23 protein-coding genes and 1 pseudogene are annotated in these 23,205 nt (G+C 42.6%); 1 reads left to right on the plus strand and 23 read right to left on the minus strand.

Translation table 11 applies throughout. The features are described 5' to 3' along the window. Positions 1-3: 3 nt before the first annotated feature. The 6 genes from E7747_RS10645 to E7747_RS10675 form a co-directional block, all read right to left on the minus strand. Positions 4-1,170 (minus strand): pyridoxal phosphate-dependent aminotransferase, encoded by a 1,167-nt coding sequence (locus E7747_RS10645; RefSeq protein WP_123615556.1) that lies wholly within the window; start codon positions 1,168-1,170, stop codon positions 4-6. An 18-nt stretch (positions 1,171-1,188) separates the two neighbouring features. Continuing rightward, complete coding sequence (locus tag E7747_RS10650) at positions 1,189-2,037, minus strand: prephenate dehydratase (RefSeq protein WP_136415869.1); 849 nt, start codon at positions 2,035-2,037, stop codon at positions 1,189-1,191. A gap of 746 nt (positions 2,038-2,783) precedes the next feature. After that, positions 2,784-3,266, minus strand: a complete 483-nt coding sequence (locus E7747_RS10660) for a hypothetical protein (RefSeq protein WP_136415871.1) — start codon at positions 3,264-3,266, stop codon at positions 2,784-2,786. 390 nt (positions 3,267-3,656) lie between these two features. After that, a complete protein-coding gene (locus E7747_RS10665; protein WP_136415873.1) occupies positions 3,657-4,187 on the minus strand; it encodes a hypothetical protein in 531 nt (176 codons plus the stop codon). Then, positions 4,171-4,884 carry an ImmA/IrrE family metallo-endopeptidase gene (locus tag E7747_RS10670; RefSeq protein ID WP_136415874.1) on the minus strand — a complete coding sequence of 238 codons (714 nt, stop codon included), beginning with the start codon at positions 4,882-4,884 and terminating at the stop codon, positions 4,171-4,173. Before E7747_RS10670 ends, E7747_RS10665 begins: the two co-directional genes overlap by 17 nt. Then, positions 4,881-5,216, minus strand: a complete 336-nt coding sequence (locus E7747_RS10675; RefSeq protein ID WP_123406770.1) for a helix-turn-helix domain-containing protein — start codon at positions 5,214-5,216, stop codon at positions 4,881-4,883. Before E7747_RS10675 ends, E7747_RS10670 begins: the two co-directional genes overlap by 4 nt. Before the next feature lie 230 nt (positions 5,217-5,446). Between E7747_RS10675 and E7747_RS10680 the strand changes: the two genes are divergently transcribed. Next, positions 5,447-5,884 (plus strand): hypothetical protein, encoded by a 438-nt coding sequence (locus tag E7747_RS10680; RefSeq protein ID WP_136415875.1) that lies wholly within the window; start codon positions 5,447-5,449, stop codon positions 5,882-5,884. 427 nt (positions 5,885-6,311) lie between these two features. Here E7747_RS10680 and E7747_RS10685 read toward each other — a convergent pair whose 3' ends face one another. The 17 genes and pseudogenes from E7747_RS10685 to E7747_RS10760 form a co-directional block, all read right to left on the minus strand. Next, entirely contained in the window at positions 6,312-7,451 is a 1,140-nt protein-coding gene (locus E7747_RS10685; protein WP_136415876.1) for a hypothetical protein, read from the minus strand. Positions 7,452-7,638: 187 nt separating this feature from the next. Beyond that, complete coding sequence (locus tag E7747_RS10690; protein ID WP_228449139.1) at positions 7,639-9,117, minus strand: phage terminase large subunit; 1,479 nt, start codon at positions 9,115-9,117, stop codon at positions 7,639-7,641. An 87-nt stretch (positions 9,118-9,204) separates the two neighbouring features. Next, a complete protein-coding gene (locus E7747_RS10695; RefSeq protein ID WP_124031231.1) occupies positions 9,205-9,804 on the minus strand; it encodes a hypothetical protein in 600 nt (199 codons plus the stop codon). A 125-nt stretch (positions 9,805-9,929) separates the two neighbouring features. Next, complete coding sequence (locus E7747_RS10700) at positions 9,930-10,529, minus strand: DUF6549 family protein (RefSeq protein ID WP_136415877.1); 600 nt, start codon at positions 10,527-10,529, stop codon at positions 9,930-9,932. An 11-nt stretch (positions 10,530-10,540) separates the two neighbouring features. Continuing rightward, complete coding sequence (locus E7747_RS17005) at positions 10,541-10,963, minus strand: N-acetylmuramoyl-L-alanine amidase (RefSeq protein ID WP_394366331.1); 423 nt, start codon at positions 10,961-10,963, stop codon at positions 10,541-10,543. A gap of 45 nt (positions 10,964-11,008) precedes the next feature. Beyond that, positions 11,009-11,170 (minus strand): annotated as a pseudogene (locus tag E7747_RS17010) (peptidoglycan-binding domain-containing protein); the annotation flags it as partial. A 285-nt stretch (positions 11,171-11,455) separates the two neighbouring features. Further along, entirely contained in the window at positions 11,456-11,989 is a 534-nt protein-coding gene (locus E7747_RS10710; RefSeq protein ID WP_136415879.1) for a hypothetical protein, read from the minus strand. A gap of 70 nt (positions 11,990-12,059) precedes the next feature. Next, positions 12,060-12,578: a hypothetical protein gene (locus E7747_RS10715; protein ID WP_136415880.1), complete on the minus strand. Its 519-nt coding sequence runs from the start codon at positions 12,576-12,578 to the stop codon at positions 12,060-12,062. Positions 12,579-12,580: 2 nt separating this feature from the next. Next, positions 12,581-13,366 carry a 3'-5' exonuclease gene (locus tag E7747_RS10720; RefSeq protein WP_136415881.1) on the minus strand — a complete coding sequence of 262 codons (786 nt, stop codon included), beginning with the start codon at positions 13,364-13,366 and terminating at the stop codon, positions 12,581-12,583. A gap of 1 nt (position 13,367) precedes the next feature. After that, a complete protein-coding gene (locus tag E7747_RS10725; RefSeq protein WP_136415882.1) occupies positions 13,368-14,267 on the minus strand; it encodes a nucleoside/nucleotide kinase family protein in 900 nt (299 codons plus the stop codon). Between the two features lies 1 nt (position 14,268). Beyond that, positions 14,269-17,265, minus strand: coding sequence for a helix-hairpin-helix domain-containing protein (locus E7747_RS10730; RefSeq protein WP_164913120.1), 2,997 nt, complete (start codon positions 17,263-17,265; stop codon positions 14,269-14,271). Next, positions 17,240-18,994 carry a PHP domain-containing protein gene (locus E7747_RS10735; protein WP_128701953.1) on the minus strand — a complete coding sequence of 585 codons (1,755 nt, stop codon included), beginning with the start codon at positions 18,992-18,994 and terminating at the stop codon, positions 17,240-17,242. Before E7747_RS10735 ends, E7747_RS10730 begins: the two co-directional genes overlap by 26 nt. A 1-nt stretch (position 18,995) precedes the next feature. Further along, complete coding sequence (locus E7747_RS10740; protein ID WP_128701926.1) at positions 18,996-20,015, minus strand: toprim domain-containing protein; 1,020 nt, start codon at positions 20,013-20,015, stop codon at positions 18,996-18,998. Between the two features lie 47 nt (positions 20,016-20,062). Next, positions 20,063-21,424, minus strand: coding sequence for a DnaB-like helicase C-terminal domain-containing protein (locus tag E7747_RS10745; protein ID WP_128701925.1), 1,362 nt, complete (start codon positions 21,422-21,424; stop codon positions 20,063-20,065). Further along, a complete protein-coding gene (locus E7747_RS10750) occupies positions 21,405-21,941 on the minus strand; it encodes a hypothetical protein (protein ID WP_168185311.1) in 537 nt (178 codons plus the stop codon). Before E7747_RS10750 ends, E7747_RS10745 begins: the two co-directional genes overlap by 20 nt. A 28-nt stretch (positions 21,942-21,969) precedes the next feature. Then, positions 21,970-22,644, minus strand: coding sequence for an RNA polymerase sigma factor (locus E7747_RS10755; RefSeq protein ID WP_136415885.1), 675 nt, complete (start codon positions 22,642-22,644; stop codon positions 21,970-21,972). A gap of 57 nt (positions 22,645-22,701) precedes the next feature. Then, the gene (locus tag E7747_RS10760) at positions 22,702-23,202 is read right to left on the minus strand and encodes a crossover junction endodeoxyribonuclease RuvC (RefSeq protein ID WP_128701922.1); all 501 of its coding nucleotides are present in this window, start codon (positions 23,200-23,202) and stop codon (positions 22,702-22,704) included. Positions 23,203-23,205: the final 3 nt, after the last annotated feature.

Below are 23,205 nucleotides of genomic sequence, written 5' to 3' on the forward strand. Positions count from 1 at the left end.
TACTTATTTTCCGTTGAGTTTTTTGATGCGGTCGAGTGCTTCGTTCATGCGCTCTTCCGTCGCGCAGAGAGAGATGCGGATATATCTTTCGCCGTTAGAGCCGAAGATGAAGCCGGGTGTCAGGAACACTTTGGCCTCGTGGAGCAGACGGTCGGCGAGAGCTTCGGATGTGACTGCGGGGTCATTTATTTTACCCCACAGGAACAATCCGCTCTGGGTTGGGTCGAATGTGCATCCGAGTTCATCCATGATTTTTTCGGCGACTTTCCGGCGTGAGGCATAGACGGCGTTGACTTCGTCGTGCCAGCTCTTGTCGGCCTCAAGAGCTTTGGCGGCTGCAAGCATGAGGGGTTTGAACTGGCCTGAGTCAATGTTGCTTTTGACTTTGAGTATCCATGATATGAACGTCTGGTTCGATGCGGCCATGCCTACGCGCCATCCGGGCATGTTGTGGCTCTTGCTGAGAGAGTTCATTTCGATGGCTATCTCCTTTGCGCCATCCACCTGCATGATGCTCATGGGGTTGTCGTTGAGGATGAAGGAGTAGGGATTGTCGTTGACGATGACGATGCCGTGTTTCTTACCGAAGGCTATGGCTTTTTCGAATGTCTCCATGCGTGCCCTTGCGCCGGTGGGCATGTGGGGATAGTTGAGCCACATGAGTTTTATGCGGTCGAGCGGCAATTTTTCCAAGGCTTCGAAATCGGGTTGCCATCCGCTTTCCTCGACAAGGTCATAGTTGAAGATTTCAGCGCCTACAAGTTTGCTGATTGAGGAATAGGTCGGATAGCCGGGGTTGGGGACGAGTACTCCGTCGCCCGGATTGAGGAAGGCAAGGGAGATGTGGGTCACACCCTCTTTTGAACCGATCAGCGGCTGAATTTCCGATTTCGGGTCGAGGTCTACGTCATACCATTTCCTGTACCATTTGGCAAAACCTTCGCGGAGTTCGGGCACACCGACATGTGGCTGATAACCGTGGTTTGACGGGCAGTTGAGTGCGTCGGTCATAGCGTCGATGACGCTATGGTGTGGCGGGCGGTCAGGACCGCCTATGCCGAGCGACACGACATCTTCGCCGGCGGCTTTCATAGCGGCCACTTCCTTAAGTTTTGTCGAAAAGTAGTATTCCTTTATATTTTCAACTCGTTGTGAGGGCTTGATTTCCATGAGTCTGTTGGTGAGGGGTTAAGCGTGGGTTATCTTGGCTTCGGCATATTCGCCGAGTATCTTGAGGTCTTTGATGAGCGGACGCACGGCTTCGATGGCCTGATGGTAGCGCACGAGGCTGTCGAATGTCACATCGACATAGAATCTGTATTCCCATTCGCGTCCTACAATCGGGGTTGATTGTATTTTTGAGAGGTTGATGTCGTAGAACGAAAGGATTGTCAGCACCTTTGACAGCGCTCCGTGTGTGTGGGGGAGTGTGAAGACTATTGAAGCCTTGTCGATGTCACGTTCGGCAGGCCCGATTTCTGATGCGAGCAACGGGTCGGCTATTATGAGGAAGCGCGTGAAATTGCGTTTATTGGTCTCGATACCCTTTTCAAGTATGTTTAGACCATAGAGCGAGGCTGCATATTCTCCGCAGACGGCTGCATGGCCTTCAAGATTGTCGGTCGCGATTTCTTTGGCACTTCCTGCGGTGTCAAGGCGCTCCACGATTTTGAGATTCGGATGGCGGCGCAGGAACTGTTCGCACTGCATCAGGGCCATCGGGTGGGAGTTGACTTCCGAAAGGTCGTCGATAGACTGTCCCGGAAGCGCGGCGAGTACGTGTGAGATCCTCAGTTTCAGTTCGCCGATTATCCTCAGATTGCTCTGGCGCAGCAATTCGTGGTTTTGCAGAAGACTTCCGGCAATAGTGTTTTCGATTGCCACTATTCCAAGCAGTGATGCGTCGGTCGCGAGCGTTTCAAACATGGCAGGAAATGTCTCGCATTCAATGGTCTGTATGTCATCTTCGCTGAAATAGAGGTGGGCTGCTGCGTCGTGGTAGCACCCGGCCACTCCTTGGATGGTAATCTTTTTCATTGTCGTAGTCATTTGACAGTAGTTAAAATATACGGTCTTATAATTTTGTTCAGTTCTATGTCACTAAAATAAAAAATCCCGTTCATTGACGAACGGGATTTTTATGATGGAAATATTTTGCAATCATAATGAAAAATCTACGCATGCAAATCCCGTTCTTATTTTTTGTCAAAATAAAAATAATAAAAAAACGGATATGCGTAAAATCGTGTCATTTTTTCAAAATATTCTTGCGTTTACTTTAAAATTTATGTTGCAAAGGTATATATTATTTACGGAATGACAAATTTATTTCAGAAAAAAATAAAATTGGCTCTTGAAGGATTCCACTGAGAAGTGCAATTGCTCTGTCATCACTCTTAATCACGGGACGGTCGTTGTATCTCGTCGTTGGAAATATTACAACCTAAGATTTGAATCTTTCGTAAAAAATACATCGCAGAAAAATCACAAAAAATCAGCTTCGGATTTGGAAAATCGCCAAAAACTTTCTACCTTTGCAGCGCTTTAGAGAGACATCCGTGTACTCTTTGGGCAAATAGGATTGTCTTATGGTGTAATGGTAGCACTGCAGTTTTTGGTTCTGCCTGTCTTGGTTCGAATCCAGGTAAGACAACGTTTTTAGTCGCTAAATCGCTGAAAATCAGAGATTTAGTGGCTTTTCTTTTGCCAATTTTGTCTCCTGTAGGACTCCACATTGCTTGGCGTGGATGGAATCGGAGTAAATGCCGGGAGTCATATTATGGTTATTTAGCCATGCGCTCGTATGTATCTATTTTTCCGTCAATGATTTTGATACGTGTTTTGCCCGGCCACCCCATATCTGAATATAAGACAACATACCAACCGTCGCCACTCGGTTCTATACCATATACCTTGGACTCTCCGTCTGACCCCGGTCTTGAATCCTGCATCATGGTTCTCAAAGCATAAAAGGCATAACAAGGACCATCATTCTGACAATCAAAATCGTAGTCTTCCTGAAGTTTCTTTAAAGCGTTGTCCGTGAAATATATCTCAGGCTTGTCATTCACATCCGCATCGATTGCAAACACGAATTTATTATAAACGTTGTTTACCAAATCGGTGTATTCAGCAATGTCTGTGTCAGTTCCTTTTTCCGTCAGATTGTGCTTGAAACGTAGGTCTGTGGCATTTTCGGCATTTGCTCCATAAGCGGGATTTATTGCGATGCAGAAAGCATAAAAGATGTATTTGTGGAATCTCATTTTAGTTCTATTTAAGGTGGTGTGATAAAAGAATAGAGCCGGGCGTGACTTCCGGCTTTATATTGGCTTCGGATAAAAGAAAAGTGCTCTCAAAAGTCCGTTTTTGGCTACTTTTTTGTCTTTATTTTGTAATTCGCTGAGAATCAGCGAATATTGCGGAAGGGCAGGGGCGTGCTTCTCCGCTGTAAATGCAACTATATCAAATAGTTGGATGTTCAATGTTTTTGTCAGTGCCGTTTTAGTGCCAAAGTTTACAACTCGGACTTTGGACTCCGAAAGCCTGTCTCCACAGGCAATGTCCAATCACTATTTCAAAATTAGTCGATTTGTCTCATACTTGCAAGACCGGGAGTTCGATTTAATAATTTCTAACAGAGTCTCGCGCATTTCTTAAATCTGACTTGTGGGTACATATTTTTCTATATCAACATCCGGAAGTTTACTGCCATTTGCCCTTACATCCTTGATAAAAGCATCTATCTCGACCTTGCTCATTTTCTTTCGTATATATGCGTAATATAGGAAATCCAATGTGGTCAGATATGTTATCTGATTTTGGCTGCAATATTCCTTTATATCTTTAAGGTTGCTGCTGCCAAGCACATCCTGATTGTCACGACAATATACCATACATGCACTCTCTCCCTTGCCTAACAGCAAAGTTGAGCGAAGTCGGGCATACTCAAGCCGGGATTCTCCCTTAGGGGCGAACGTCACATTGGCAATACGAGCGGATAGAAATTTCAGAGTGTTGTCAATCTGTGTCTTCGTAGCCTTATTGACAGTCACTTCGTCATAAACCACATCCAGTATGATATACTGATATTCCGGGAATATATCAAGCAGCAGGCTGAACTGTCCGGCCTTGACAAAGTGAATGATTACATCGGCGTCAAGTACGATTTTAGTCTTCGCTGTCATTTATGCCGATTTTATGTAACAGTTCTATATAATGGCCTTCGGAAATCTTTTCCTCATCGAAAAGCCGTCTTGCCATCTCACCGAAATTTCCGATTACAAGATTTTCATTGCCCGGCTCATATAAGGTGGTGTCATAGCCGTATTCCCTTGCAGTCTTCTTTACCGGATATTGCAGATAAAGGTCTCTCTCGTTTCGGTCAATAAGTCTGAGGTCAAAAAGCCGATTGAGAGCAGCGGAATGTGACACCGAAAAATAATGCTCTATTCTCAGCACCGAGGCCAACGACACATGCCCTGACATCAGCTCATTGTCCGGAATCATCTGTCTTACACCGTCTGCCGGCATAAGGAACATCAGGGCAAAAGCATCCGCACATTGCTCTGCATCACTTTTCTTTCCATCGGCAGAACAGTTATGCGGCATCGGATTCGGATCCACATACAGATGATAGAGTTCATGGGCAATTGTGAAATGTTGACGGCATTTCGGCTGGTTGGAATTGATGAGCATAAACCGTCTGTCACCGCTTTTCAGACTCATGCCTGAGAAGTTATCAGACAACGGACGATAAACAGTAAGCACATTCAATTTCAAAAGCAGACTTTTGAGATTGACCGCCTCGGCATCACTCAGTCCCGCCATCTGACGAAACCGTGACACCTGATTCTCCACGAGATTTAATAATGCAGCTTTCATCGAGCCTCTATCGCCTCCATCTTCAAATAAGACTTCACAATATCTTTGAAGCGCATGATTTCAGCCGCATCATCGGCTGTCATACCGTCAAGACGGAAAGCCGATGCAAGAATCATGGCATCGACATTCTCGTTTTCTTCAAACAATACAGCCATATCGCAACCGAAAAAGTCGCTTGCTTTCTCGATTACATCGTATGGCACCTCCCTGTCGCCCGACTCATAGTTGCTGTATGCCGACCTCGTTACGCCGAGAGCCTGCGCGATCTCATCCTGTGTGTATCGGGCTGTTTCCCTGAGTTTCTTTATGTTGCGGGCTATTATCTTATCCATATCTGTTTGCTTTCGTGTGGCAAAGTTAATAAATAATTCTCATATAATAACGTTTTGCCACACTGAAATGTTGCGTTGGAATATCACAAACGCTTTGATTCAGACTATCGAAAGCGACGAGAGACGGAGCGGTTTTCCGTGTTGTCGGCGTTATGCCGTCAAAAGGTGACTGTGCAGGCACTGACACCAGTTGACCGCAGATAGTTCGAGGCTATTTTGGCACTAAAACCATGATGTTGATTCTTAGTGCCATTTTAGTGCCAAAACTTTGTCTGAAATGGTCTTTTCTTGGTCTGGATTCGGTCTTGAGCACGGCCCCGGATTGGCTTAACACAGTAATAGCCGCTACCGCTTCCGAGGGCGACGAGAAGGCGAAGCCTCCCAACGTGAAAAGCATCACGAAAAGCCGGGCAGTTCTTAATGGGGAGAAAAACGAGCAAAGCTGGACGGAAGCCCATGCCGACCGAACCACTATCGAAGACGACACGGAAAAACAGAACATCAACGCCGAAGCGAAGGAAGATACCGACACCAAGACAGAGGAAAAGCCGAAGTCCACAATTTGGGATTGGCTATATTTGGCAGTCATCGGCGGGTTCAGCGTTTATGCGATAATTATCGGCGTAAAGGTAGCGATAAAGATACACCGGGCCGCAAAAGGTAAATAAACGAATAGAGCCGGGAGCCGGGCGGGGCTTCCGGCTTTATATTGGCCCCTGATAAAAGAAAAGTACCTTCAAAAGTCCGTCTTCGGGTACTTTTTCGGGTACTTATTTTATAAGTCGCTGATAATAAGCGAATATTGCGGAAGGACAGGGTTAATCCTGAAATTCACAATAAAATATTGATAACCAGTGAATTCGCATATTGCAATTTCTGGAAAAATCACATTGTATGCACAAGTTGTGACATAAAATCACATTTTGCATCACAAAATTAGCTATAAAATTTGAATTTTAAGACCTATTATTTCATCAAAATTTGAATTTTAAGCCTCTCAAAAGCCCTATAAGTGTTAAATAAAGTTAATAAATAAGGCGATCACCCTGCTTTTACACAAGAATGACCGCCCTGCCAGGCAAGAAAGAAAGTTGTTCAAATTAGCCAAGGATTTTCGTTAGGGTCATAACTTCTCTGAAAAGTCTCCAATGCCCAGTCCACTTTAGGGGCACACGAATCATGCTCCCTCTTTCTCGGCAACTGAGGATTGATCTTGAACTTCGAGGCATTGTAGAGCCACTGTATCGAGTCCTCATAGGCCCAACGCCGTGTCTCAGGAATATTGGTGGCAGAAATGATCGAATGAAGATGATATAGGGCGATACGGCTTAGGTGGGCCACGATATTTGCATTTCTCGGATCATCCCTTGTAATATTCACACCATCCACCAGCTCATCCGGGTTAGGATTCAGGACTGGATAGAAAACAGTGCCTTCTGCTACGACATAATCAAAAACACCTTCTGAATAATCGTACTCCAGCTCTTCTGAATATTCTCCGATAAGACCCCAACGATCATCTTCCTCTGGAGTCAATACAATCTCATCGGCCGGCAAATCAGGGATAGGCTCTTGCTCATCCTCATTGACTTCTCCACCGCCCTCTTCCTCTTCATTTTGCAAAGAGATTTCTGGGTCGTCATCAGGTAATGGCTCTATGGGCTCCGGCTCTTCAGGCTGGGGTTCGGGATCTTCTATCGGCTCTTCAGTTTCCGGCTCTCCAAGGAACTGATAGAATTGCTCATTAAAAGAGCAAACTTGATCTTTCTCCCATTCCATATTGGGTTCCCAAGGAATAATCTCAGCTTCACGCCACGCTTTTACACCTGGCATGTGTATATCCCCCTTCTCAAAACCATGAGGAATCATACACTGCCAGTATTCAGTGCCAAATTTCACGATTTCGCCCTTGGGGTACATCCTAAGCTGGGAATACTTATGCGCATGGTCAATTAACCTGGGATCAACAAAATCAACCACCTGACGCCAGTATTCAAGTTTTGTCGGCTTCTTATAGCCATTGATACGCATCAGGGTTTTGAAAATCTCCTCATCCTTCTTAATCCAAGTATTTACCGGATAAGAAACATAAGGACTATACTCGCGGATGTTTTTACCCACTGCCAGTACCTTTTCTATTTCATAATACTGGTCGAGATATTCCAGCATTTGCATCTCGGCACGTTGCTCGGCTTGTGGAAAACGCTCTGGAACGTCTCGGATAAGCTGCTTCATGTGCTCTTCAGTAGCAATGCAGCAGTAATCCTTATTTGTCAGAAAACGATGATATGCCATATTATTTTGTACTGTTTTATTTATTAATAGTCAAAATCACCATATACAGTGTCGTTTGAGTCGATAGTGGTTACAATCTCTGTAGATGCAGTTTTATATTGGGAATAATACTGACTCAAATAGTATATCATCGCATAATCAAAACAGTCTGAGAAGTGCCCCATCGTTCAACGCGCTCACCATTATCATTCAATACTTTCTTCTTTTCCTTGGTGCCATCCGGGTTCTTTTTCTGATATACGAAGTCCTCAATCAGTTTATGACAACGTGCATCAATATAAACCTTCCAGCCTTTGAAATTTTGTAACAGTTCATTGATAAACTCCAATCGAGTAATCATTGCCGGCTGCTTGCTCAATAGCTGAATCTTTGGCTTCAGTACGGCGTTTGTCATATTCTTATTGGCGATTGTGAAGTTATTGACTCCCTCTTCAGTTTGAGTAGAGCGAGACAATCCAGCAGGGTCTCCAGTCAATAATACACCACCAATATGACCGTCCGCTACAAGCTGAGAGGCAATCCAGCGAGTGAATGAAGGAGTGTTGTTTCTCTTATCTTTGGGATAGCCGACATATTCAGGAAAGACACACACAATCTTATTGTCGTAATCAATCTGGATAGGAAGGCAACTCATATATGGATTGACATTGAAGTCAAAACTGAGGATGAGAGGCTTCATCGGATTGTAAGATTGTTCCCTAAGATTATGCACAAGATGCGTGTCGCCATCAAAATTCCAATATGCTGCCATTTTGTTACTGGTGGTAAATAGCCAGTTACCATAGAGCAGACGGTCTCGGTCAGCTTTATTACGAAGTTTGCTCAACTTATTGTAGTAGATAGCTCGGAATTGCTCATTAGGATTGTCGAAAAGACTGAATGGAATATAGCGATAACCAGACTGAAGTTCCACCGGATCTCCATCATCTGTCATTACAAAGGTAGAGCGCACCCATGTCAAACAAGGATTTGTTGACATAAACAATTTACCCACAATAAAGGTCTCTGCTATCTTATAACGAATACGGGAAGCCAATACCTCCACAGCCTTCTCAGAGACCTCAGAAACCTCATCTATGAAGCCTCCAGTGATTTCCAAAGAACCAAGGGAGTTGAAATCAGGGTCTTGAGGGCTTGGAGTCAAGTCCATTGCTATGATTTCAGAACCATTCCAAAACGTAATTACATAAGTCACGTTATTGACGTGGTAATGAATATCTTTCTTTAATCCCCATGAATTAAGTACATCATTCAGTGTTTTCCAAGTGGTTTCCAGAAGAGTCTTACGGACCTTACGAGCAACCACCATGCGAATACCGGGGAATTGAATACAACTACATACAAGCCAACAGCAGCCGATGTAAGACTTACCACCACCGGCAGAACCGCCACCCAAGACTTGTTCAGGAATGTCTGTATTGCCACATTGCACACATGTAGCTCTATAAACCTGATGTCCTTTGCTGTCAAATCCATTTGGCCGCATAGCGAGCTTACCCCCACACTTATCACAATGGTTAGGTTGCAGGGCGTTCCAAAGCTCATATTGTCTTGCGGAAGGTTTGAATGTTATTTTGAGACCTCTTGGTCGTTCTAATCTTGCCATTATTAAGATACTTTTCTCAATAATAGTCCGATAACTAAAAAGAGCTACGGTATAGTTACTACTCCATAGCTCTTAATAAATTTATTCTTAACAATTCGTATCGATTGCTGAAACATCATTACCACTGCTGGGAACAATCTGTTTTGTTTTCTCCAAAGGGATATATTTTATAGGTACAGATTGCTTAGGTTCGCGTCTGCCGCATTTTTCAGGATCACATTGTTCATTGCCAAATTCCCTACGACAGAACCATGTTTTGAAAAAATCACGTTCTCGCTCTAAATCCGCAATTCGTTTCGTATAAACAATCTCTTGCTGAGTCCTTGCCAACAAATCTCGCTGTACGTCTCGCAGTCTATCTGTTTGCTTATCAAATCGTTCCTCCCAGTCTTTAATATCTTGCTGATGTCGATCTTCTTTGTCGGCATTCATCCTGAGCAATTCGTTTATGCGCTCATCCTTGAACTTAACATGCTCACGCTCGGCTTCAAGCTGTTCTTTCCAGATATTCCATTCATCGGCCTTGCTCTCAACCTTTGCCTTACTGACGTTTGCCTCTGCTAAAGCAGCTTCAGCTTCTTTAAGACGTTTATTTTGTTTACGGTATAACCATGCTCCAACACCGCCCAATGGGGTGATAATGCCAAGCATTGTACCAAGCATAGTCGTGATTTCTGTAATATCCATATTCATAATCATTAAAACCGATGCTTAGTTCTTTTTAGATTGACATTTAATATTCTGCAATTTATTAACTGCATTTTGGCCAATCTTCTTTAAGTTATCAGGAGTGATTGGCTTGTTATTTTTTTTCATTTCTCGATGATGTCTATAGTTTGAAGGCTGACAATCTCAGCTTTTGGATTGTGATTGATTACTTTAATACCTTTTTGTTCTTTCCATTTGATTAATCCGAATAGCCAAGAATGTTTTTTCTGAACACTGAGTATGGTTAAACTGTCCCGAACTTCATAATCAATAATGGTCTTTTTATCCGGCAATACCTCAACATCTATATCCACAAAATCATCTTCTAACTTCGCTTTGATTCCACCGAAAGAATCAATTACTGCAATCACGGTATCAATACTATGAATTGTGCTTGAAACTTCCGTTACATTGCTAATGTCCTTCGGCTTTACCTTAGAAGCTGCCAATAAATTGTTATACTTAGCCTTAAGATTATTCTGAGTCATATTCAGGCTCTTGACTTCTGCCTGATATAAGGCAATAGAATCATTCAGTTGAATCTTGGTATATTTGATTTCCTGATTCAAGTCACTGATAGTTGCCTCCAATGTATTGGCCTTGTGCTGATATTTTGCAACCTGACTATATGTTTGCCAAAGAAAAAAGCAAAGAATCCCAATAACCAGATATGGGTTATATTTATTTAAGATTATTTTCCACATAAGTTTATAGATTAGAGGTTTGAATACTCTTTCTTGACCTCAAAACAAGGACAAGCCTTATTTGCAAACTCCTTATGTCCGTGAATGGTGGCATTAGGATATAGCTTCTTCAAATCCTTCAGGAGTTTGAGAAGTGCCTTTTTCTGCTCGGCAGTGCGAGTATCTTTAGGTTTTGTACTACCTACCTCTCGACCACCTATATAGCAAATGCCGATACTGATGGTATTGTGGTTAGTGCAGTGGGCGCCGGCAATGTCGATGTCACGCCCCAGATGAATAGAACCGTCACGATAAATCACATAGTGATAGCCTACATCTGAGAAGTTACGAGCCTTATGCCATGCCCGAATGTCTGCTACAGTAAAGTCTTTCCCCTCTGGGGTGTCAGAGCAATGGATAATGATCTCTTTAATATTGCGCTTGCTCTTAGCGATTGAAGAGACTCCTTTGGCCTCGTCTGCTTCGATGACAGCCCATGTCTTAGTACCAACAATGCCGTCAGCGGTCAATCCATGATTTTTCTGGAACTCTTTAACCGCCTCTTCAGTCAAAGGTCCAAAAATACCATCGGCCATCAAATGAAGATAAGTCTGCAAGTGCTTAACTTCTTGGCCTCTGCTTCCTTTTTTTATAGTTTTCATCTTATAATATTGTTGATTTTAATATACTTAGAGTTCTCATTTTGTTGATGGTGTCAGGTCCTTCAATCGAGCTAATAGGGATATAATAATTTCTAATTCGTCTCATCACCTTAACATCAACATAAGCTCCGGTTAAGTTGCCCCCAGTAAATAAAATCCGTGTGACTACGCCAGTCCTATTTGTTAAAAGGCTATTTCCATTCTGCTCCAACTTTTTGGAATAACGAATTGTAATCTGATCCCCGACTTTTAACTCATTCATATACAATGAAATTAGATTAAAAATTATTCAATCACTTTATCAATTCCATTGTCCTTATTGACTTCCGGCACAATCAAGTTGAATGTAATACCATCGCCGTCTGCACCTTCCAGCATAACCTTATGTGCAATATCTTCCTTGATACCATACATATCGGTCAATTTGCTGATAGCGTTAACAGCGACAGAGCGTAGAGCAGCCGGAGATTGAGTGTTGCCCCAGCGATCAACCACCATCAGAGTAGAACACTCATCAGCAATTTTCAATAGGGTTTCAGTCAATCTGGGGCGTAGTGTTGTTGCGTCAACTAATGTTTCGCTTCTTAACTGGTCTATGCGATCCCGAATATCATCGCGTGTTATAAGCTGCCGAACGGCAATGGCGACTTCAACCTCATTTTTTGTATGCTCTTCAACCCCATCTTTAGAGGGATCAAACAGCGCCCCTGTATTCCCGTTGAATACAAGGTCAAAGGTTTTGCGCGCATTGCCGTTATATGGTGAAGGCCCGCAGGCATATACCAGGCAGAACTTCTCTTCTTGGTCTGTGAGCTTCATTTTCTATTGTCTATAAAAATTATTGTTCTTTTATAGATAATAGAAAACTTGCTCATCTAAACTCAATATCTCATTTCTCTGATGAATTACTACGCAGATTTTGGTTCATAATTTGGTGTCGGAACAACTTTACAATCCCTTGCAGACATTGCTCAATTCGCTCCATCGTATTCAATTCAGTCATATTAAAATTGAACTGAAGTGCATATCCACCGATATATGCAAGCACTTTCCCGGTTTTCTCATCACTTATCTGACAGATGTCTAAATCCTCTCTTTCCCGGAACATCATCACTCCAGTTGTAATTGAATCAAGATAGGCTTCAGGCATACCATTTTCATCAATCAGCTGAATGGGTGTTGGATGATTTACACGCTTCATCTGAACGACCTGATTATGATTGACATTGACGGTATCGGACTTTACATCTATCTTTTTTTCGCTCTCAAACTTGGGCTGGAAAGTAGTCTTGTCAGACTTTGACTGCACAACATCTTTATGCACATTGGCATTTACAGCTTGTGCAACTGCATCACTGGCCGGTTTCATCGTTCCAGTGGCTTTATCAAATTTGAACTCTGTTTTCATAATTATATCTTGAAATGATCCCTAAGTTTCTCTCGTTTTTCAGCAGTTAGACCTCCGACTTCAGTACCACCACCAGCAGACTGTGAGCGCATCCTTGCAGTGAGCACTCTTACGATTTCTCTGGTAGCAGTCACATCAGCGTCTGCATCGTGAGCGTCATCCAGATCAATGCCCAGACGCTCTGCCATAGCCTCCAGTTTCCAAGTAGTGATACTCTTGTCATTATCAAAAGTGAGCTGAGAAAGGAGGATTGTGTCAAGTTGAGTGGGCTGGAAGTTACCCCAGAAATCCTTGGCTCCCCGGACAAGTTTGATAAATCTTGCCCAGACTCCAGTATAGAGCATAATCTGCTGCATAAATCCATTATCAAATAACGGATTCTGACCGATCATAAAGGGCTTGTTTGAAGCCACCACTGGGAAGGTATTTCTTTCAATGAAGTCGCAGATCTCATTACATACATCTTCCAAAGGTTTGCCTTGCTTATAAAGCAAATCCATAGTGATTCCACTTATATCCAAAGCTGTGGAACCATACTCCATCAGCTCTTCCTCTTCTTCTGCATCGTACTTATTTTTAAGCACTTTTCTTTTGGGCTTGCCGATGTCTGCTTTCTTACTGTAAGGATAGATATAAGAATTATACCTATCTATCACTTCAAAGGTATCGAGACGAACTGCATGAAGTGATATTTGAGTCGCGGCACTTCTGGTACAGTCAAGACCGCCGGTTTCAAAGTCATAGAATATTCCAACAATGATATTGCCTTTTTCAACTGGTGCTGCCATCTTATTTGTTTTTAATTTCTTCGTAAATACGTTCTATTTCCTTAAATAGCTCTGCCTTTTTGCCATTGTTGACAATCACATAATCATAATCCTCATCATTGAGGTTACGGCGCTCATCTCGACGGAGCCGGGTCTCATCAATCCCAGATTTACGGCGCAGAGCCTTATCTCGCTTAATCAGCACAGTATGGATATCGTAAACTTCTCCGAAGTCATTTCGCAGATTTTCCAGCCCCTTTTCATCAATCACATAAACAGTGCATGGGCCAAAGACTTGCCATTTGGTAGCATAATAATAATATCCACCAAAATGAGCATAAGCAATCAACTCCGTTTTGTCTGGAACGATGTCAATGAAATGATGATCACGCCCCTCCACTTCCGTAGGTCTGGGAGGTCTGGTTGTAAAGGAGCAAATCACATTTGCCTCTTTATGGTACTTCAGGTGTAACGAGGCCAAGGTCTTACCACAGCCAGAGCCACCTACAATACACATGATTTTTAATTTTTCCATATCTGTTTGTGGATTTAAGTATTGTTCTATTCGATAGTTAAGAATCTCCTTCATCAGCATTTTGAGTCTGGTAGGTGTGACCCGGCCACGCTTTCTACTGCCTTTAGATGAGATCTGCAAATTACGTTTTATCATATTGACTTGTACTTGCTGGGGATCTCGCCAATGATACCACGCAATCGCATCGCCATTTTCATCAAAGAGATTGGGCATGATAAAATTCTCAATCTTATCATGGTATATGGTGAGGTCACGAGCCTTGGCAATGGCAGCCTGAATACGGTACCAGCCTCTATAACTGGTACCGGCACATTCAAGCCTGAATTTGCGAAGCTGCTCTTGAACCTGACCGTCCAACTCTTCGCGTATGTCAATTAAAAAAGACATATCAAATCAATTTTAAGAATGAGCTTTTACCGATTTGAAGAGTATTCTTCTCATCATAATCACTCCATTTTATGTTGACCACAGCGACAATCATACGACCCTCTGCCTTCCTCAGTTCCTTCTTCCAAATATCCCAATCATCCCAAATTGTTAGAATATTGGTTTCGGTATTCTGCTGAAGTTCAATCTTGCCAAAGTGCTTGGTCTCACCAGTTCGCCTATCCTTATAAGACCTATCAGTTACAGAGCAAATGGCAGCGCATATCACGCCCTTCCGAACCTCATAGAATATATTATTCAGTTCTGAGAACTCAATGTACTTATAGGCCGAAACACTTTTAGGCTTCTCCAGATTGTCATATATTCTCTTATAGTCAATAGTTCCGTGACCTGAGACGGCTATTTGCTGACGGCTCCACCAATAATGCTTATCACGCATATCTTCCGGAATATCTTTTTCTGTCAGCTTAAATCCTAAGAGACTGGCTGCACTCTCTAAGAGACCATATCGCTCCAATACTGAACCGACGTTTTCAATCTGGTCAAACGCGCCAGCAAAGATGAGGTTCCTGACGCTTCTCGCTGTTACCGGGCAACGCTCACGAACTTCTGCTGTGCCCTCATCTTCAAAACTTTTGAACTTGCTCTTGAAAATACGCTTGATGAAATCCTCCAGATTATAAAATTCGCCATATAAATTGCGTTCTTGAACGATATACTTCACAGCCTTCGGTCCCAACTGTTTGATACGAGATAAAGACCAGTATATCTTATTGTTCTTAAAATCGGCTGTGAAATTCTCACCTGAGATATTGATGTTGGGCTTCTCCAATTCGGTACCTCCCACAGTCTTAATTTCATTCATCAAGACCGCCATTTTATCTTCATCCTGATCTCGCAACACTACAGTGTAAAAGGCAGTCGGATAATATGTCTTTAACCACGCTCCGACATAAGCGGTCAGTCCATAGGCAGTAGCGTGGGAATTACACGTCACCACGCCTTTACCGGTAAGAAATGTGTGATATGGATGCTCCATTTCCACATCATATACGGCAGTGTTGCATAAGAACTCCACTGAAACAACTTGAACGACAGCTGTACCTAAGCCTTTACGCCCCATTTTTACTCGCCCCATTTCATAGTGAGCCTTCTTATGACAACTGGGGCAGAGTGTTCTGATGTTGGAATAATTTTCTCCGACATCAGAATGATCACCATTGACATGATGGATCTCCAGACGCTTTAGGCGCCGGCCACATTCTTCACAATAATCTTTTTTGAGGTGATTCTTGTAATATTCAAGTTTAGTATAGTTGGAATCACGAGTCAGAAAACCCTTATGCCCCTTTTGAACATTCAAAGTATGACTTTCTACATGGTCGTTTGAATGATAACGAGTATTATTCAATCCACCCTTATCTGTAAACCGATAAGAAGTATCTTCCTTGATCCAACCTACACGGATATACATAAAATCCTCTCCTGGGATTAATTCATCAGTACGCTTCTGACCATTTAATGTTGGGTGCTTATGATTGTCTGTTACATCTATGGTACTGCCATTAGCCAAAGTGATACGATAGACTGGCCGGACACCCTGGTAGCGGATATCCACAATTCGATTGATGACCAACTTATCATCTTCATTTAGAGACCAGCAAGTTCCATAGCCATACTTACGATACTTGTTTCTAAGAGCAAGCCGACCGTTTTCCTTGGCCCACTGGTAATCATTCCTTGTACGCCACATATCTCCGATGTTAATCCGGGTGCCAGAACCTTTCTCCTTATGTCTGCCCCAAAGATATTCATGGCCGGCAATACAAGCATTGAATGAATACTTAGCCGCATCTTCAACATTGCTCCAGATTTGGTCGGCCGCCTCTTTAGGACAACCGTTTTGTTTTGCTCCGGCAAAAAATTTGTCCTGAAACTTACGCACCTTCTCCAGCTTCTTTTTACTCAAAGCCTTTACAAGATTCACACCGTCACCAAGGCTAAGTCCACCGACTTTCTGAGCCACACGCGAAATCTGCTCCTGATATACCATCTGAGCAAAGGTGTCTTTCAAAATTTCGTAAGTACCCCAAAGATAAGTAGGCTCATACTCACCTCGCTTTGCCCGGACATAATTGTCAGCAGCACCAGAATCCAAAGGTCCCGGACGGAACAAAGCAACCGAAGCAATCAGATCATTGATATTGTCCGGCGCAAGACGTTTGATAAATTTTGTAATGCCCTCGCCACCCATCTGGAATACGCCCTGAGTGTTTCCGTCACGGATGATCTTAAAAACCTTCTCGTCATTCAGGTATTTTGAGGCTATTTCAAGAATATTATACTTGACACCGTACTCACTTTCCACAAGATTAAGTGTATCAGAAAGCCTGGTAAGCTCCTTAATACCCAGCACGTCGTTTTTCAAGATACCAATAGCGTCAATATCATTACCTGATATTTCGGACACAAGCAAATCTCCCATCTTTCTGATAGGAAGCAGGTCAAAGCACTCGACACGCTCTCCCTTGACATATTCAGGAGTGATAATGAGTGCAGAGGCGTGAATACCAGCAGAACGTGCTTGACCCATAATCGGCAATATCTCTTCAAAGACATCAGGATATTTCTGAATGAAATCCCTCATGCGCTTATCGGTCGAAGCCATCTTCATCAGGTCAGTCCACGTCATATTATCATCCAATATGGCTGTCAAATAATTGGTGGTGGCCTGAGATATTTTATGGGTACGAGCCACATCCTTGATTACAGACTTAATCTTCTCAGTGGTGAATGTACCAGCAGAAAAGACACGCTGGAGGCCGTCTTTATTGTAACGTCTCTCCAGATACGCCTTAACTTCATCACGACGTACTGCGCTAAAGTCGGAGTCAATATCTGGAAGAGAACCGTGATTTCGTTTTACATATCCGTCACCGGCATAGCAGTCAGATACAAGTTGAGTGTCAGTCTTATGAGTTATGCGTTGGATTTTCATGCAGAAGTTTGTGGGGTAAGGTGTGAAGTAAATCACAGTTATCAAACTGAATGTCATCACCTTCTTGCAACTCATCTGCATAAACGGTCAGTTGTTCACCATCTCTGATTACAACTAACTCCGCATCCTTGTCAAGCAAGAGTATTGTATCATTATCAAAGGCCACCTCAAAATAATCTGAGGATTCAATATCATCAGCCATAATCGTTACCTTATCCGGCTCCAAGCCAGCACGCTCCGGCAACAAGAAGCGCTCGAAAATCAAATCGTACTTCAGAGGATCAATAAATGTGATACCCATCAGATAAAGAAGTAAACAGCCACCGGCAGAGCCTCGACCAATTCCAGTCAAGATTCCGTTTTCTTGTGCCCAGTTTAGCTCATCTCTTTGAATGAGAAAGTAATCTACATTGTCGGTACTTTCGATTACATATTTTTCATATTCTACACGCCTACGATAAACTTCTTCTTCTCCTTCCGGCACCAGCTTTCGGAAGCCATCTTCAATCAGCTCTCGAAACATAGTGAGAGTATCACCATATTTTGCCTGCTCCTGGGGTGTCATATCATACTTAGGGGCATAATTGTCACTCAGGTCATAGGCGGCAGTTGCATTTTCTATGATGTCAGCAGTAGCAGCGCACATATCATAAAAAACCTCATCATCATATCTATCTGAGAACAGGGCACGAAATTCAGCATAAATCTCATCAATAGTTTTCAGATACTGTTTATATGATTGCTCGTGCGCGGCGCCGGTATCGACTTTATTCAAAATGATTTTGGTACGCCAGTCCTCTTTGTCAAGATAATACACATCCTGAATCAAAACTGGACGTATATTCATCGAATATTCCAGATTGCCCAGATAGAAGTTGTCAAAATACGCTTTCTGGCTCTGCAACAATGTTGAGTCTATTCTGTCAGCACGATACTCGGTCGTATCTACCTGAAAATATACCCACCCATCAAAAGCGTCCACAAAATCCTGCAAGGCGTTCTTGTTTTCGGTAAGCCAATGACCACTCCATTTATCAAAAACTAAAGTATTGCCTTCAGCAAGATTTAGTAATGTGATCAGGTCAATTTCCTTGGTTTCAAAGCTATCTACCGCAACTGCTTTTTGAATACGCAACATATTCCTAAATCCTTGCTGAGTAGCGGCGTATATCTTAACGCCGACTTTATCCAGACCAATTCGTACTGTCAGGGAATATCCAAAACAATATTTCAGTCCAGCATCAGTAGCTGACTGTTGCAAATCCAAGGAAGCAGCCATAGTATTCCTATCAGCAACTGCAATGCCCTTATATCCAAGGAATTTTGCCTTGGCACACCAGTCTTTTAATAAGCCACTACCATTCAGTAACTCAAAACCTGAATGTAAGCCTAATGGGTAAAACTCACACTCATGTTCAAACTTCGGAGATTCACCTACATACCGAAGTATTTTGAACTGGAGGTCAGAAGGATCCTTACGAATGTCGATATAGTACCACCGACACCCAAAAGGAAATACAATATAATAAATCTCATCTGCTATCAGATAAGAATAATTCTCGATACTGTTGAAAACCACATCCCCATCCTTAGTCTGCCTGAAGATATGATCATAGTTATCCTGAATGAGACAACGGCCAAATCCAGGGATAACAAGAACATCCTTCCTCAAAGAATATATGAGATTATGGTTATCCAGCCATTCTTTTAATGATACCACCTCTTTCATCTCATCCAAGATTAAATTCTCTGACTGTTTTTAGATTATAGGCAAATACTTCATAGATGTCCTCGACATCCATTTCATCCCAGTCTTTGCCAACTCCATCTGGGATGTCTGCAATCAACACATCGAAGTATTTATCCAGCTCCATAGCTATCCGGGCAGTTGTCTCTTTAGCGTCATTATCATACCCGATAACAATCTGCTCCACCCCTTTTTTCTGGAGTTTATACATCTGCTCTTGGCTAATCTTTTTTCCAAAAGTTGCTACCGGCACAATGTGCTTATTATCATACAACTCCAGCTTACGATTGAGTCCAACCACATCAAACGGCCCCTCGCAGAGTATTACCGAATGAGTGGTGCCAGACTCAATCGCATCATAGTTATAAAGCATTTTTGAGAAGCCGTTACCTTCACGCTCATCGGAGTTCTTATACCGACGGATTTTGTAATGGTGCCGGGCATTATAGCTATCAATTTCTTCTTTGCTGAGTATGCTGCGCGCTACAAAACCAACGATACGGCCCTCATCTCGAATTTCAAGAATGATGTAATCTTCATATTCTCGCTCAATACAGCGATTAGTGCCAACTGGGAAATACTCATAATCATCTACCACCCATCCACGCGACTTCAAATAAGCGTTTTTGTAACAGCGCTTATATCCATTAGGCATAGAGATTTTCACAAGCTCGTCATCAAGCTCGTCATCCAACAATGCTGAGATGTCGGTCTCTTCATCGTCAAGTTCTACGGTCTCTGCTGGAAGGAGATCTTCTCGGTCAAGAGCTTTGAGGGTATCTTTCAGAGAACCAAAACGACGATTACAATGGTAGCAATTTGACATTCCAAAACGCTTCTTACCGACATTATTGCCGACATAGATACCATATTTGAAGCCATCATGCCCACAAAAAGGACAGTTGGGAACCAATATATTTCTTCTGGATCCATCCATCTTACCGCCCAAGTCGTATAGTAACTCATCGGCAATGGATCGCTGAATTTCTGGTGATAAAATCATTTATGTATTCCTGTCATATCACTGCTTTCATCAAATTCATAAAAGGCTTAGGAAGCCTCGCGTGGAAGATTTAAGGTCCTTACCCGGTCATAGAATACTTCATGCTCGTAATCCAATGCAATCCGGAATGGCTCACCTTTCTTGCAGAACCTGAACTTATCCGCATATAAGCGCATCGTCTGTTCACGATATTCACGCTTACTCTGATTAAGTGAAATAAGATGGGTACAAGGTCTCTGTAATCCCTTACATTCTGAAGTATTGAAGGCTGTAAGGACGTTCTTTTCATCATTGACCCATTCAGGATTCTCAATAGTAGCCTGATAAGTGACAACGAACCAAGCATCTGTTTCACCGGCCAAGTCTTTGAGATCTTGTGCCGTAGCAATGCGTTTATGCCGTAATGCTTTGGAATCCCAATTTTTACCTGAAGAATCGGTCAGAAGGTCGAGTGAATCAACCACGACAACATCAGGATACTTACCGTATTTCTCACGATACTTCTCCAAGTCGTTTCTGATGTCTGTGGTTGAAACCTCCTTGCCGAATTTTGGATAAGCCTTGACCCTCAAAGTACCCTTATAAGTATCGAGCAAGTCCTTCAAATGCTCCAGAGTATGATTATTGACCTTGCCAGTCTCATACTCATAAGTGGTAGTGCCACTGAGCATTGCGGAATAAGCATCGGTGGTCTCAGAAGCAGCACCTTCCAACTGGATATGCAGCACATCAAGTCCGCTGATATAAGCTGCATTGTAACCAATCCATCGAGCGATATGGCTTTTACCGACACCAGACATAGCAAGGAACAGAGAAAGCTGAGTGCGAAGATTACGTCCTTTATTCATCTCATCAAGCCCGTCAATATAAAAACTATTGACCATCTTTGAGGAAGGGTTCTCACTACGCATCTTATTCTCACGCAATCTTTCTTCATACGTCTGAGCAATGTCAATAAACTCTTCAGGTTTAAGAGTAAATTGCTGTAGCTTCAATGCTTCGTGAGTGAACGACATCATAGCGTCGAGCCGGGCGCCTTCCTCATATTTCTTAGACACCTCCTTAAAGATTTTCTTAAATTGAACGAGTTTAAGATATTCTTCAAATTGGTCTCTTATACCTTCGGGATTGACACTGGTGGAAACTTCCCTAATTTCTTCCAAAAGCTCTGAAACAGCTCTGGAAGATGAAAGACGCTGTGAGATTATGCCATACTGAGGTGCCGTTTTGTACTCATTAAAATAGCTCTTCAGAGTCACATTTAACAACTGATACTGCGGATCCGGAAGAAATTGATCTTCCATATAGCGGCTCACAACCGAACAGATCTGATTGTTGGTTATGGCACAATTATACAGCTCCGCAAGGAACTCAGAAGTCAACACGTTTTCATTTTTCTTTCCTGCCATGATAAACTTCTTTTCTGTACCGCATAAGCTCTGGGTACTTCTTAGCGGTCATTTTGCCACACTCCACCCAGTTATCACATTGTTTGCAAGCCTCTGAAAGCGGACTCCAACCGGTAGTTGATCTCTGACAGAGGGCAAGCCCTGCATCAGTATTCAAAAACCGTTTTTTGATTGGCTCTTCAGATGCAAGATAAACCATTTTTTTCAATGGGTCTGGTTTCGGTTTCTCTATCATCAAGGTTAGTTGCCCTCTTGATAATTCTGCCTCATCCAGCCATTGATTGATATAATAATTCATGCCGGCCTTACCATCAGCACTCAGGAACTGACTACGATATTTTTCTAAAGCAGCCTGAGAGAACAGGTAAGTGTATTGCCACGAACTGTTAGCAATAGATGTGCGATAACGATATATCTGATAGACCAAATAATCAACTATGCGCTCATCATCAATATCTGAGACACCGAACAATGCCGGTAAAAGCTGCAATCCATTTTGGATATAGAGCGCAGCCATTCCGCTTTGTGTAAACCGCCATTTGGGATTAATCGTCCTCTTCACAACGGTCTCGATCATCTGTCGCACCTTTACGGTTCTTTCTTGTAATTCCATTTTGTCTCAGTATATATTGCAGTTCTCGTCTTGTCCAATAAATTCGGCTTTTCACTATATCTTCACTTCGCTTTTCAAGATGTCCGAGCTTCCATTCAGCTGCTGTTATCTCTCTTATTCGATGACCCTGAACGTACATCATAAAAGGTGATAACCTCTGGGGTGGAATTTTCATCAATGCCTCTAACATTTGGTCTGAGATATTGTCTATCAAATTCCCAAATTCAACTTCTGAAACCATACTCGTTCCATGCTGATATATATCCTCCATCGAACACATCTCAATATCAGTCCAATACTGAGATTCTTCACTTCGTTTTTTGTTTTCGTGCTGACAGGCACGTTTAACAACGATATGGAGCCAAGTCATCAACTTTTGTTCTGGATTGTATGAGCCAATATAGTTATAAAGTTGAGCTAAACAGTGCTGATAATTATCATCTACATCTTGATAGTTTGCTGTATAATACTTGGTTAGGCTTTTAATATCCGCAAGGTTAGGAACGATATACATATTGAAAAGACGCTCCTTCTCTTTAGGACTTAACTGCCGACATTTTGCAGTCGGTTTGGGGGATTTTCCCGGATCTTTAGCATTGATTGACATTTTGAAGCGAACTTAAAGGGCAAATTATTCATAATGATTTTGTTTTTAGCAGATTAGTTATAGCTTATAGCGATGAATAAAATACATGTAGATGTGTATAGCATCTGCAAGATTATCATCACCATCCACTTCAATGTGGTATCGCTTTTCTGCGAACTCAATCATCATTTTTTTGTCCGCATTGCCCTTACCGGTTCCGTGCTTTTTGATGTCAGAGGGCTTAAATGTTACCACTGGAATATCCAGTGTTTCACAGACTTCCAGTAAGATACCCCGGAACTCACATAACTTCCTAAAGTCTGTGAAATGGCCATAAATAACATCCTCAGCAGCCACAGCTTTGATTTTGTGAGATGTAAGCATATCAATAAGCCAATTCCTAAAAGCCTTATGCTGGGCATAATCCGGGCCCAGATACTTCGGTGCCTTGTCATTGTTAGGAAAGACCTTGGTGCCGTAATCGCCCAGAGTGTAGTACCCACAGTGAGTAGCCACATCAAAAGCCATTACGTCACCACGTCCTAACTGACGAACATACTCTTCAGTTAACTTCTGCATAAC

The sequence above is a fragment of the Duncaniella dubosii genome, from assembly GCF_004803915.1.
GTDB classification, from domain to species: Bacteria; Bacteroidota; Bacteroidia; order Bacteroidales; family Muribaculaceae; genus Duncaniella; species Duncaniella dubosii.

Bases quoted from the DNA above. Each gene is read 5' to 3' on its own strand.
- E7747_RS10745 (WP_128701925.1), bottom strand. From the start codon at position 21,424: ATGGCAGGAAAGAAAAATGAAAACGTGTTGACTTCTGAGTTCCTTGCG.
- E7747_RS10755 (WP_136415885.1), bottom strand. From the start codon at position 22,644: ATGTCAATCAATGCTAAAGATCCGGGAAAATCCCCCAAACCGACTGCA.
- E7747_RS10730 (WP_164913120.1), bottom strand. From the start codon at position 17,265: ATGAAAATCCAACGCATAACTCATAAGACTGACACTCAACTTGTATCT.
- E7747_RS10725 (WP_136415882.1), bottom strand. From the start codon at position 14,267: ATGTCTTTTTTAATTGACATACGCGAAGAGTTGGACGGTCAGGTTCAA.
- E7747_RS10645 (WP_123615556.1), bottom strand. From the start codon at position 1,170: ATGGAAATCAAGCCCTCACAACGAGTTGAAAATATAAAGGAATACTAC.
- E7747_RS10715 (WP_136415880.1), bottom strand. From the start codon at position 12,578: ATGAAAACAGAGTTCAAATTTGATAAAGCCACTGGAACGATGAAACCG.
- E7747_RS10665 (WP_136415873.1), bottom strand. From the start codon at position 4,187: ATGACAGCGAAGACTAAAATCGTACTTGACGCCGATGTAATCATTCAC.
- E7747_RS10735 (WP_128701953.1), bottom strand. From the start codon at position 18,994: ATGAAAGAGGTGGTATCATTAAAAGAATGGCTGGATAACCATAATCTC.
- E7747_RS10660 (WP_136415871.1), bottom strand. From the start codon at position 3,266: ATGAGATTCCACAAATACATCTTTTATGCTTTCTGCATCGCAATAAAT.
- E7747_RS10675 (WP_123406770.1), bottom strand. From the start codon at position 5,216: ATGGATAAGATAATAGCCCGCAACATAAAGAAACTCAGGGAAACAGCC.
- E7747_RS10760 (WP_128701922.1), bottom strand. From the start codon at position 23,202: ATGCAGAAGTTAACTGAAGAGTATGTTCGTCAGTTAGGACGTGGTGAC.
- E7747_RS10700 (WP_136415877.1), bottom strand. From the start codon at position 10,529: ATGTGGAAAATAATCTTAAATAAATATAACCCATATCTGGTTATTGGG.
- E7747_RS10710 (WP_136415879.1), bottom strand. From the start codon at position 11,989: ATGAAGCTCACAGACCAAGAAGAGAAGTTCTGCCTGGTATATGCCTGC.
- E7747_RS10670 (WP_136415874.1), bottom strand. From the start codon at position 4,884: ATGAAAGCTGCATTATTAAATCTCGTGGAGAATCAGGTGTCACGGTTT.
- E7747_RS10740 (WP_128701926.1), bottom strand. From the start codon at position 20,015: ATGATTTTATCACCAGAAATTCAGCGATCCATTGCCGATGAGTTACTA.
- E7747_RS10695 (WP_124031231.1), bottom strand. From the start codon at position 9,804: ATGGATATTACAGAAATCACGACTATGCTTGGTACAATGCTTGGCATT.
- E7747_RS10685 (WP_136415876.1), bottom strand. From the start codon at position 7,451: ATGAAGCAGCTTATCCGAGACGTTCCAGAGCGTTTTCCACAAGCCGAG.
- E7747_RS10720 (WP_136415881.1), bottom strand. From the start codon at position 13,366: ATGGCAGCACCAGTTGAAAAAGGCAATATCATTGTTGGAATATTCTAT.
- E7747_RS10680 (WP_136415875.1), top strand. From the start codon at position 5,447: ATGATGTTGATTCTTAGTGCCATTTTAGTGCCAAAACTTTGTCTGAAA.
- E7747_RS10750 (WP_168185311.1), bottom strand. From the start codon at position 21,941: ATGGCTGCGCTCTATATCCAAAATGGATTGCAGCTTTTACCGGCATTG.
- E7747_RS10650 (WP_136415869.1), bottom strand. From the start codon at position 2,037: ATGAAAAAGATTACCATCCAAGGAGTGGCCGGGTGCTACCACGACGCA.
- E7747_RS10690 (WP_228449139.1), bottom strand. From the start codon at position 9,117: ATGGCAAGATTAGAACGACCAAGAGGTCTCAAAATAACATTCAAACCT.